The organism is Candidatus Oleimmundimicrobium sp. (assembly GCF_030651595.1).
GTDB lineage: Bacteria > Actinomycetota > Aquicultoria > UBA3085 > Oleimmundimicrobiaceae > JAUSCH01.
The window spans coordinates 1-12,087 of record NZ_JAUSCH010000052.1; the positions used below are offsets into that span (position 1 = coordinate 1).

Annotated in this window: 9 protein-coding genes; all 9 read left to right on the plus strand. The window is 39.8% G+C overall.

The window, feature by feature from the left end; translation table 11 throughout:
- The coding region (locus Q7U95_RS03385) for a glycosyltransferase (RefSeq protein ID WP_308751863.1) at positions 1-476 on the plus strand (476 nt) is incomplete at its 5' end.
- 359 nt (positions 477-835) lie between these two features.
- Positions 836-2,206: a sugar transferase gene (locus Q7U95_RS03390; RefSeq protein WP_308751864.1), complete on the plus strand. Its 1,371-nt coding sequence runs from the start codon at positions 836-838 to the stop codon at positions 2,204-2,206.
- A gap of 610 nt (positions 2,207-2,816) precedes the next feature.
- The gene (locus Q7U95_RS03395) at positions 2,817-4,862 is read left to right on the plus strand and encodes an O-antigen ligase family protein (RefSeq protein ID WP_308751865.1); all 2,046 of its coding nucleotides are present in this window, start codon (positions 2,817-2,819) and stop codon (positions 4,860-4,862) included.
- A gap of 284 nt (positions 4,863-5,146) precedes the next feature.
- Positions 5,147-5,944 carry a multiheme c-type cytochrome gene (locus Q7U95_RS03400; RefSeq protein ID WP_308751866.1) on the plus strand — a complete coding sequence of 266 codons (798 nt, stop codon included), beginning with the start codon at positions 5,147-5,149 and terminating at the stop codon, positions 5,942-5,944.
- A gap of 171 nt (positions 5,945-6,115) precedes the next feature.
- Entirely contained in the window at positions 6,116-7,426 is a 1,311-nt protein-coding gene (locus tag Q7U95_RS03405) for a cytochrome c3 family protein (protein WP_308751871.1), read from the plus strand.
- Positions 7,427-7,628: 202 nt separating this feature from the next.
- Complete coding sequence (locus Q7U95_RS03410; RefSeq protein ID WP_308751867.1) at positions 7,629-8,516, plus strand: hypothetical protein; 888 nt, start codon at positions 7,629-7,631, stop codon at positions 8,514-8,516.
- Positions 8,517-8,594: 78 nt separating this feature from the next.
- Positions 8,595-9,221 (plus strand): redox-sensing transcriptional repressor Rex, encoded by a 627-nt coding sequence (locus Q7U95_RS03415; protein ID WP_308751868.1) that lies wholly within the window; start codon positions 8,595-8,597, stop codon positions 9,219-9,221.
- 496 nt (positions 9,222-9,717) lie between these two features.
- Entirely contained in the window at positions 9,718-10,377 is a 660-nt protein-coding gene (locus tag Q7U95_RS03420) for a tetratricopeptide repeat protein (protein ID WP_308751869.1), read from the plus strand.
- Between the two features lie 27 nt (positions 10,378-10,404).
- Positions 10,405-11,676, plus strand: a complete 1,272-nt coding sequence (locus tag Q7U95_RS03425) for a cytochrome c3 family protein (protein WP_308751870.1) — start codon at positions 10,405-10,407, stop codon at positions 11,674-11,676.
- The last annotated feature ends 411 nt before the right edge of the window (positions 11,677-12,087 follow it).

A 12,087-nucleotide genomic window follows, 5' to 3' on the forward strand; every position in this document is an offset into this window, starting at 1 on the left:
GAGCGATGAAGGCGGTAGATGGCCAGCTTCTTCTTGTTGGCGAAGGGCCGTTGAAAAATGATTTAAAAAAACTTGCCACAGATTTAGGTATTGAGGATAGGGTGCATTTTGTAGGGAAAGTTGTTGATGATGATTTGCCTGCTTATTATCATGCTTGCGATGTTTTTACTCTCCCATCGGTTGCCAGAAGCGAAGCCTTTGGTTTGGTTCAGCTTGAGGCCCATGCTTGCGGGAAGCCGGTGGTAAGCACCAATTTAACAACCGGGGTTCCTTATGCTAACCTGGATGGGGTAACAGGCATTATTGTTCCTCCCTGCTCAACGGAGGCACTTTCCGGAGCTATAAACAAACTTTTAAATGATGAGAACTTGCGAAACAAATACGGCACTAACGGTAAAAGAAGAGTAAATGAGGAATTTACCAAGGAATTGATGGCAAAACGAGTCTTGGAAATTTATGAGGAACTGATGGTTTAGGGGATGTGGAAATTGCGAAAATTGTAAGGTTAGCGTGATATTTTTTGTTATTGTGAGGAGTCAGAGCGATTAAAACGAGATTGCCACGCCCCACAGAACGGGGGCTCGCAATGACAGATAGTTTGTCATTATGCCTGCCCGCCAGTAACTCTGTCTCAGGTAGGCGGGAGGAGCGTAAGCGACACCTTCCCGTCATTGCGAGGAGCGGTAGCGACGAAGCAATCTCTGTTTACTAGAAGTTCTGAGATTGCCACGCTTCGCTTGCAATAACGGTGAGAAAAAACAAGGGGATTTTCATTAGAGGGAGAGCTTATTTACCTGAACAAAAAGAGCAAACCAATTAAGGAGTGATTATTAGAGTGGCCAGGTTATCTAAGTCAAAATGGTTAATAATTTCAATAATAATTGACGCGGTTCTCATTAACTGTGCCATCATTCTTTCATTTTTACTGCGTTTTGGCGGCCGGCTCCCTGTTTTTAACTTTCAGGCATATACAAACTTGGCTCTCTTTATAACCTTAATCCAGTTAGGGGCTTTTTATGTATATGATCTTTATGACCCCGAAAAAGTTCAAAGCGGATGGGATGTTTTTTTCTCTGTTCTTAAGGCGGTTACCTTAAGCACCTTAATTATTATGTCTATCACTTTCTTCTTTAGATTTTTCTCCTTTCCCCGAACGATTTTTGCCATTTCGTGGGCCTTGATTATTTTAATAATCAGTGGTTGGCGTATGCTGGCCTTAAATGTTCTTAAAATAAAGTGGCCGACACAGCGGATATTGATTATCGGAACTGATGAAATTGCTTTGCAGCTTTTAAGGGAGCTAAAAGAACGTTCCCGATGGGGTTATGAAGTGGTGGGGCTGGTAGAAAAAGATGCTAAAAGAGTAGGGAGAAAAATTGAAGAGATTCCCATTGTTGGCGGAATTAGCGATATAGTTGAGCTGGTTAGAAAATATGATATTAGCAGGATTATCATTACCTCTCCGACTCACCATAGGAAGCTGCTTGATGAACTTGCAAAAGCGGAAGAGACCAGCGTAAAAGTTGAAGCAATTCCGGAGATTTACGAAATATTTATCGGAAAAGTTGATTATTCTTTAGTTAACGATATTCCCTTAATTAAGCTGACGAAGGATCCTGTGCCTTCATGGGTTTTTGGTTTAAAACGAATTATTGATATTCTGCTGGCGGTTTTTCTTGGAATTTTATCCATGCCTATAATGATTATTGCTTCTATTATTATAAAGATTACTTCGAAAGGGCCTGTTTTTTATAAACAAATTAGGGTGGGTGAAGAAGGAAGGCCTTTCGCTTTATATAAGTTCCGCACTATGGTAGTTGGGGCTGAAAAAGAAAGTGGGCCGGTTTTGGCGGTTAAAAATGATTCCAGAATAACTCTTGTAGGAAAGTTTTTAAGAAAAACCCGCGCAGATGAGCTGCCTCAGCTCTGGAATATCTTGAAAGGAAATATGAGTTTCGTTGGGCCCAGGCCTGAGCGCCCATACTTTGTGGAGAAGCATAAAAAAAGTATTCCCGGATATGAGGAACGATTTAAAATTAAACCCGGAATAACGGGTCTTGCGCAGGTAAGTGGCTCTTATCTGACAACGCCGGAAAATAAGTTGAAGTATGATTTAATCTACGTTTACCACCAATCAATTCTTTTGGACTTAAAAATCTTATTGCAAACTGTAAAAGTTGTTCTTACAGGAAAAGGGGCGAGATAAAAGAATAGCCACCAGCCCCCAGCTGTCAGCCTCCAGGAAAAACAAAAATGTGAGATTGGAGTATAGAGGACTGATAGCCAGAAGCGGAGAGCACGGAGCGTAGAGTATGGAGTATGGAGTATGGAGTATGGAGCCAAAAGCAGTCAAGGGTCAACCGCTTCGCTAGCCAAGAGTCAAAAAAGCTTATGGCAGATAGCGAATGAGTAATAATAAAGGGTGACGGGTAAAGATAAAGAACTTTTCTGTCATTGCGAGGGAGCGAAGCGACCGAAGCAATCTCAAAGCTACCAACTCCCGAACCCCGCTTGCCCGCCGCTGGCAGGGCTTATAGCTAATGGCAGATAGAAAGTTGAGAGGGTAAAGAGAAGTTAAGTGGTAATTGATGGAAATTAAATAGAAATTAGGCGGTAATTAAGTTGTAATTAAATGGAAATTGGGAAGAGATTATGTGGAGACTTCGAATAAGTAACTGTTAATTTCTACAAATCTCAATAAGTTTCTATAAATTACAATTAATTTCAATGAATCACCATAAATTACTATTAGTTCCAACGAAGCAATCTAGAGATTGCCACGCTTCGCAGGCAATAATAAGAAAAGGTGTTTTTAGATGAAAAAAACAAACAAACCAATAAATCAGCTTTCAGGGGTTTCCGTCTCTCTTAATACTTACATCTTAATAGCGGTGGCATTTATCGTTCCGGTTCTTGTTTGTCCTTGGACCTTTGATTTTTATAATCTGCCCAAAATAGTTTTTCTTCATATGACAACCTTGATTATGCTTTCAATTTGGTTTTATGAGGTAGTTCGGGATGGTTATTTTGTGTATCACCGCACATCTATGGATTTACCGCTTTTTTTACTGGCCTTGACGATTATTCTTAGCACAATATTTTCTGTTAACCCTTTAATTAGCATATTTGGCCAGTATAGAAGATTCGAGGGTTTGCCCGCGCTTTTAAATTACATAATCCTTTTTTACTTAGCATTTTATTTTTTTAGAGAAGAAAAACAAATTAAGTGGCTGGCAACGTCCTTTGTTGCCGCGTCCTTCCTTGCTTCCATTTACGGGATTGCCCAGTATTTTGGCCTTGAATTTCTTCATGTGGCTTCACAACCTTTTGGGATAAGAATTTTTTCCTCACTCGGTAATCCTGTTTTTTTGGCGGCCTTTTTGGCTATGAGCATCCCGATTACTATTGTTCTTTTTTCTTACGTCAAAGATAGTTTGCAGCGCTTTTTTTTGGCCACCTTCTTGCTGACTGAGTTAGCTTGCTTGTTTCTTACATATTCTCGCGGCGGTTGGCTGGGTTTTTTAGCGGGCGCGGTTTTTCTTATTGTTTTTATCGGCAAGCAATTTTTACAAAAACGTAAGGTATTTATCGTGCCTGTATGCTGTTTTTTAATGCTTATTTTAATAAGTACTTTTTTTCTCGGGTCTTTTAAAAAAGATACTTCTTCCTCTCAGCTTTCTCGAATTGCTTCAAGTTTTGCCTTAAAAGAAGGAACCGTGGGGACCAGGTTGAGCATCTGGGAAAGTACGGTAAGAATGATAGCTGACAGGCCTGTTCTTGGGTATGGGCCGGAACTTTTTCGCACAGTTTTTCCCTCATATCGTTCTCTTACATTTATAAGAATTGAAGGCGAAAAAGCGATGCCCGACAGAGCTCACAATGATTTTCTGCAAATTGCCGCGGGCACAGGGCTATTGGGCTTTGCTTTTTATCTATGGGTGTTGGTTGCCTTTTTTCTATCTGCTAAGATTTTGCTCAAAAAAGTCCGGGGCTCCAGCAGCTATCTTCTTTTTGTTGGGATTTTGGCGGCTTGTGTGGCTTATATTGTTCAAATTCAATTTGAACCCAGTATGGTTGGGGTTACGCCTCTCTTTTGGCTGTTGATGGGGAGCGCCATGACCGTGGGCAATTTTGCTGATTTTAGAACTTGGGAAACCGGAAAATATGAACTCCCGGCTAAATTTCGCACATTCATGGTAATTTTATTCGGCAGTTTTTTAATTGTTGTTTTAAGTCTCAACTTTTACTTTGGAACGCTTATTGTAGCCGATATTCACAATTACAGGGGGGCGAAACTGGGTGCTTCAGGAAGAATAAATGAGGCCGTTGGGGAACTTGAAAGGGCCGTTACCTTAAATCCTTATTATAATATTTACAGGTTTTATTTAAGTGGGGCTTATGTTCAAAAGGCAAAGATTACTAATAATCCGTTCTGGGCTGATAGGGCGATTTTAATTTATAACGAGGCCTTGGAATTTGATAATTTGGACGAGGATATCTATTTTAATTTAGGCAACACGCTCTCTTACTATGGTTTTAAGTGGCAAAAAGATGAAAAGTTGCTCTTAGCTGAAGCGGCATATAAAAAATCGATTGAAATAGATAAATATTTTTCCGCTGCCCATCAGCGACTGGGGACTCTTTATCGTATGGGTGGTTTATATGAAGATGCAATCTTAGAGTTAAATAAAGCGATATTTACAAATCCCGGTGATTTTTTATCCTATTATGAATTGGGTTTGGCGTATGAGAGTAAAGGAGATATTGAAAATGCAATTAAGGCGCATAAAAGGGCGCTTGAAATTAAACCAAATTTTAAGGAAGCTAAAATGAAACTTGAGTTACTTCTGGCGGGGCATTGAAGCTAATTTAGTTTTTAGGTTTTTTATGAAATTTATTTCGGAGAAAAAGAAGGAAATTGAATTTTTATCTTGAATAATACGTTACTTATAATTTAATAGTAAGTAAGTGAAATATTTAGCAAAATTTTCTTGCATTTCAAGAAGATTTTTGGCTATATTGATAACAATAGGTTTTATATCTTTAACGATGTTTTTATTGATTTAAGTAAATTGTGATTAAACAGGGGATTTTAAAACCCCTAATTATAAATTCATTAAAAATCATACTGTAAGGAGGTGTGAGATTGAAAAAGATTTCATATAGTGGTGTCTTATTCATTTCTTTATTGTTATTTACGGTTTTTATTTTTTGTGGAACAGCATTTGCTGAAACGTCGTCATATTATGGTGGGATAACTCCTTCCCAGGGGTGTATGGTCTGCCATAGTGATAAAGATTTAGAGGCAAACGGCAGAAGTCTTTACATAGACGAGGCAGCTTATAAGAACTCTGTTCACGGGAATGTTCTTTGTTCTGAGTGTCATTTAGGATTTACAATTTCCTTACCTCATCCGGAAGCTAAAGGTGAACCGTTAAGAGTTGCCGCGTTGGCTTGCAAGGATTGCCATAAAGATGTGTACAACGAATATAAAAATAGTACACACGGTAAGGCTGCCCTTATGGGTAGAGCCGATTCGGCTTCTTGTGCTGATTGTCACGGGGCTCACTACATTAAAAGCTTGAAAAATGAGGAAACGAAGGAAGATTTTTGGGCAAGCGCCGATGAAGTTTGCGGAAAATGTCACGAAGATTATTGGGAGAATTATGGTGATTACTATCACGGTCAGGCCTACAAAGTAGGATTTAAAAAAGCTCCGACTTGTTGGGAATGTCACGGTTACCATAATATTCTTTCAAAAGATAATCCTAACTCCTTAATTTCCGACGCAAATCTTTATAAGACGTGTGAAGAGTGTCATCCCGGTTCAAACAAGGCATTTGCTGATGCCTATGGGCCTTCGATTCACGAGTTGCAAGAAGGATTTAAAACAAACATTATTTTAAAATGGCTCAGGGGATTATTTTCGTGGTTTCCCTGGTAAAAAAAGGATTTAGTAATTTTTAGCAAAGGAGGTGCGACCGCAATAAAAAAAATAAAAAGTAGAAAAGTAGCAATATATTTAATTTGTTTAGCCCTCGCTCTCTTTGTAAGTGGTGGGGTTCTTTACGCTTTCGCAGAGGGAGAAACAGGTGATAATGAAGAAAAAGTGACCATGGGTACATGCTCGCAGTGTCACGGAGAGTTGGATCAGCCGAGCAAATGGGAAGGAAAATTCGGACTGATTTTTAATCATCAGGTGCATTTAAATAAAGGTTACAAATGTGACTTTTGTCATAAAGCTCCTGTTCATGAACCAAATAAAACTAACCGGGTTTCGATGGATTTATGTTATTACTGTCATGGGTTAGCTCATGGGGCCCAGGGAGAAATGGCTCCTCCGGAATGCGGTGTTTGTCATCCTCCGGAATTTGATTTAAAGCCTGCCTATCACAAAAAGGAAGGTTTTTTCCCTGGAGAGCATGTAAAAAAAGCAAAAGAAAATGTTACCCATTGTTATACTTGTCATGCTAAGCCCTTCTGCGCGGATTGTCATACTGCAAGGAAGGCAATACCGAATGATCACAAGACAGCTAACTGGGGCACGACACATGGGGAAATAAGGGGATTTGAGCTCGAAAATTGTGAAATATGTCATGCCTACGAATTTTGTGCCAAATGTCATAAGACCCCGATGCCTCATAATGTTTTTTATGTGAAAGACCACAGGTCAGATGCGAGTGTAGATAACACGGATTGTAGAGTTTGCCATAAAGGGCAGTTTTGCTCCGATTGTCATCATGTTAAGAACATCGCTATCTCTATGGAAAACTGTGGAAGCTGTCATAGTAAGCTCAAGACAGGAGTTTATACTTCTCCATCATTTATCTTTACACATGAGCCACACTTCAAGAAAAACTTTGCCTGTAATAAATGTCATAAAGGCAAGGATGCTACCGAAGCTCAAGAATGGCCAATGGATTCTTGTTACAGTGAAAAATGTCACGCGATGAAGAATACCCCTGGGACGGGTAAATGCGAGGCATGCCATCCGGTTGAATTTAATTTAATTCCCGGTAAGGGTTCTGTGTATGGCGATCATACTGCTTCAGATTTCTTGGTGAGAAATCATGCTGATTTAGCAACAAAAGATATAAGCAATTGTCAGATTTGTCACCTTCAGAGTTTCTGTGATAACTGCCATGGGATGGAAATACCGCATCCTGATAGCTTTAAGACCGGAAAGCATAAAACAGAGGGCAGAAACTTGAAAGCGAAATGTGATTATTGTCATCCAAAGCGGACGTTCTGTGAGGATTGTCATCACCAAGGGTACAAAGCTGAGTGGGGTCCATTTGAGGCAACAGGTCATCCGCCTCTAGTTAAAGAACTTGGAGCGCAAGCATGCTTTGAGTGCCACGGGCCTACTTACTGTGCTTATTGTCACGTGAGAGGAGCGCCATATCCTGATCTTAAGGGTCCTTAGTCGAAATAAAATGAAGAACTATGGGATGTATCTTACGGTTAGATATACTTGCTTGTTAGTATCGAATTTTGGTGAGCAGGTTAGCACAGAGGTTTGAAGATGGGTTAAAAGGTGAGCATGTTCTCTAATTTAAGGGAACATGCTCCCTTAATATTAAAAGTAAAATTATTCACAAAACTAAACAGAAAAGGGGTGAAATTGATTGTTAAATATCCCTAAAAGTATTAAGAAATATTTTTTGGTGGGTGTTATTCTTTTGGTTTCAATTGGCCTTCTCTTTAGTGTGGTGGGATGCGAACAAACAAAACCAACCGATGAAGAGACTGAAGAGGCAACTTCTACTGCCCCTGCCGAAACTGAAGCGAAAACAAATTTAACAGGTGGCCTTCCTGAGATGGAAGAAGGGTTTAATTGTACCTATTGCCACGGTAGTATAGATTATGGTCGGGTGCGTGAGAAGTTATTTGACAGAAAAATGTTAATCTTTACCCACGTGCCGCACATAAACATTGGAACAAAGTGCTCGCGCTGTCACAAACTTCCTGTGCATGAGCCGGAACAAGTTCATAGGCCGCCAATGGATATATGTTATAGCTCTGATTGTCATGGATTGGAAGCAGCGAAGGCTTCAGGCAAATGTTCTTTGTGTCATCCTCCTGTTTTTGAATTAAAACCAGGAAGTGGCTCAGTATACGGGGATCACTTTGCCTCTAATTTTGTGCCGCCAAAACACGCTGATCTTGCTTTGGCAGAAGAGGGTAAAAATTGTGGTATATGTCATAAGACGCAATTTTGCATGGATTGCCACAAAATGGAAATGCCTCATCCGGATGCTTTTAAAACCGGAGAACATGGGGCTATTGTAAAGAAAGACCGACAAAATAATCAAGATTCATGTAAAATGTGTCATCCAAATTATGATTTTTGCGAATCATGTCATCATCAAGGGTGGTCTTCCGCGATGGGTGATTGGACGTTGAAAGCTCATCCTGTAATTGCAAAAAAGAACGGTGCTGAAGGGTGTTTTGAGTGCCACGGTCCTTCTTACGCGCCATTCTGCGCAGACTGTCACGTTAGAATGTTTAGGTAGTTTAAAAAAGATATGCCCCGTATTTCTTGCGGGGCATATCTTTTTACTTATCTTCAAAAGTAACTGTGGGAGGTTTTTGTGAATAAAAAAAAGACGATTCCGGCAGCTACGGTTAACAGATTGCCTATGTATTTACGTTATCTTAAAGAATTGGCCCAAAAGGGTGATACTGTTATTTCCTCCTATGATTTGGCTGAGTTGGCCGGAGGCAATGGGCCACAACTTAGAAAAGATCTCTCATACTTAGGCGAGCTTGGAACCAGAGGCGTGGGGTATGATGTTGAAAGTTTGATTCATCAAATATCTGAATTCATGGGTTTAAATAAGGAGCAATCGGTTGCCATTATAGGGGCCGGGAAACTTGGGACCGCTCTCTTTGGTTATGAAGGTTTTGCCGAAAAGGGATTTAAGATATGTGCGATATTTGATACTGATTTACAAAAGGTCGACCAGAAAATTAATGGTTTATTTATAAGCGATATTAAAGATTTGGAAAGGATTGTTGGGGAGAAAAAGATTGAGATTTGTATAATAACCACACCGGCTTCTGAGGCACAAAAAGTGGCGGATAAGGCGGTTTCCTCTGGAATAAATGCTATATTAAACTTCGCGCCTGTTTCGCTGAAGATGCCGGACAGGGTTGTTGTTCGTCAGATAGATTTATCTATAGAGTTACAGATATTATCATTTTATAAGGCGTTATAGTCGATTAAATCTTTAAAAAAACAAGATATTTAACGTTTTGTCTTAAGTTTTCTTTTCTAAATTCCGATTAATATATATGTGGTTAGGCGAATTTGTCGAATTGTAAATTGCTGTGACTACCGGCGAAGCAATCTCAAACTCACCGTCATTGCCTGCTTACCTGAGACTGCCGCGCTTCGCTCGCAGTGACAAATAAGGGGCAGGCAGTGACGAATAGGGTTGTCATTGGAGGAAATTAAATCCTCTGTCATTACGAGGAGAGTTAACGGCACCTCCGTCATTGCGGTTGCCCGCCGGTAACTCTGTCTCAGGTAGGCGGGAGGAACGGTAGCACCACACCTTCGTCATTGCGAGGAACGAAGTGACGAAGCAATCTCAAAAAGGTGACTTATCAATTCTGGAAGCTGGAAGCCGAAAATTGACAACCATCTTTACACTATATGATTGTTCTGATAGTCTTTTTATATAATTATTATAAAAGATAAGAGGGTGGAAAATGGTTAATTTGAAAAAGAATATTGAAGAGAAACAAAACAATGATTCTAGTAAATGGTTGTTTTGGAGTATTATAGTTTTAACTGCGCTAACGTTGGTTTTTGCTTGCTTTGTGGTTAAATTGGCCTTTTTCAAGAAAGAAGTTCCACGGACTTATGTTGAGCGAAATCTTCTTATGTACAAAAGTCAAATTGAAAATGACCCCACTGATGCTGTTGCTTATGTAAATCTTGGTCAGACTTATTTTGAAATTGATCAAGAGGATAAGGCAATAAAAGAATTTGAGAAAGCTATATCATTAGATTCAAAATATGCGGAACCACATTATTTCCTGGCTGTTATTTATGAAAGAAAAGGAGAAACAAGTAAATCAATTAAGGAATTAAAGAAAACAGTTGAATTAAGTCCGAGCCATGATTTTGCTTATTTTTTATTGGGTAAAATTTATTTGGAACAAAATAACCCTAAAGAGGCCATTAACGTTTTGGAGAAATGTGTTGAGTTGAACCCCGTATCCGCAAACGCGCACTATAGTTTGGGCTTGGCTTACGAAAAAGTCGGTAAGAAAGATTTGGCCATACGCGAATATGAAGAAGCATTAAAATATGTTCCGGATTATGATGATGCAAAAAAAGCAATAGAGCGTTTAACCGCCTCTTAATTTAGCTGTTTAAGGAGTCAACTTTTGGTGAACAAGGGAAAAGGGGCAGGTAAACAACAATTAGAAAGTGAAGAGAAAGAAGAAAAAGAACGTAAACGTGGTTTTTGGTTATGGTTTTCTCGTAACAAAGCATGGTTTATCATTCTTCTTATACTAATCTTTCTTGGTTCTTTGATTTTTTTGCTTCCATATTTACGAAAATACGAGCCAAGACTTCGCCAAATTATTCCTTCTTATCAATGTCTTTTATGCCATAAAAAGGAGATAGGGGCTTCTTTACATCAACCTTTCAAGGCAGCTCATTGTACAAGTTGTCATACTCCCCATGAAAAAGGGGAAAAATCAAAATTGGTAGCTCCTTTAAAAACACTCTGTTTTTCTTGCCATCCTAATATTGGCAAAGATATTACCCGTAATTTTGTGCATGACCCTGTTGGAAAGGGTTTCTGCCTTGATTGCCATTTGCCTCATTGTTCTTCCCACAAAGCTTTGTTGAAAGCTGATCCCAAGGAGCTTTGTTTTTACTGCCATAGATTTGCGGAAGAGTTATCTATTAAAGATACTCATCAACCATTTGCAGCAGGGTTGTGTTTGAGCTGTCACGAAGCGCACGGTTCAAATTACGATAAGGGACTCATTAAAAACCAGAAAATTCTATGTGTGGTGTGCCATCCTGATGTTGGGAAGAAGATTCAGAATCCTTGCGTTCATTCGCCAATTGAGAATAATAGATGTACCGATTGTCACGGCTATCACGCAACCAATTATCCTGTGCAGCTTTGGGCGGAGAAGAAAGATTTTTGTTTCTTATGCCATAAAGATATCAAGACTTTGTTTGAAAAAACATCAGCCCATCCCTTAAATGAGAAATTTTACTGTGTAAATTGTCACGATCCTCACGGCGCGCCGTATGATAACTTGTTGTCAAAAGGGGGAAATGATTTTTGTTTTTCGTGCCACGATTATATTGGTGAATATTATCCCGGGTGCGCTCATGATTACTTACAGTGGATTGCCCCGGAGGGGTCATGTTTAAATTGCCATTCAGTTCATGGCTCGGATTACTCTCTATTGCTTGTCAAAGAGCCATTGGCGTTGTGTAAAACATGCCACCTTTTGACGCCTAAACACAGGATTGACCATCCCTATGGTAAACCTAGTATAGATGAGCTTACGGGTGGAACCTTAACTTGTTCAAGCAGTTGTCATAATCCACACAATACGCCTTATCCGGCGATGGTGATAAAACCAAGAGATGAATTGTGTTTGCTTTGCCATCAGGTCGAAGAGTTGCCATAAGATAGTCGCCAGCCTCCAGCTACCAGTCTTCAGGAAGATCAAGAAGCATAGAGCAGAGAGCGGAGAGCTTATAGAGTATAGAGTATGGAGTATAGTAAAACCAGCAATCTCAAAACTAACAAACTCCCGACTCCCCGCCAAGAGACTCCCGACTAACAGGGTAACGGGGATGGAGTAATTAAGTGGTAATTGGTGGAGATTATGTGGAAATTTCGAATAAATTTCAATAAGTTTCTATAAATTACAATTAGTCTCAACGAAGCAATTTCAAGACTGCCACGCCCTTTGGGCTCGCAGTGACGGTAAAGACGTCATCACGAGGATCGCGGGGCCCCTTACCCGTCATTACGAGGACTTCGACGTTATGTCGGAGGACGAAGTAATCTCGCTGGCAATCTCTAAAATAGACTA

Excerpts from the sequence above, each read along its gene's own strand:
- Q7U95_RS03420 (WP_308751869.1), top strand. The coding sequence starts at position 9,718 with ATGGTTAATTTGAAAAAGAATATTGAAGAGAAACAAAACAATGATTCT.
- Q7U95_RS03405 (WP_308751871.1), top strand. The coding sequence starts at position 6,116 with ATGGGTACATGCTCGCAGTGTCACGGAGAGTTGGATCAGCCGAGCAAA.
- Q7U95_RS03395 (WP_308751865.1), top strand. The coding sequence starts at position 2,817 with ATGAAAAAAACAAACAAACCAATAAATCAGCTTTCAGGGGTTTCCGTC.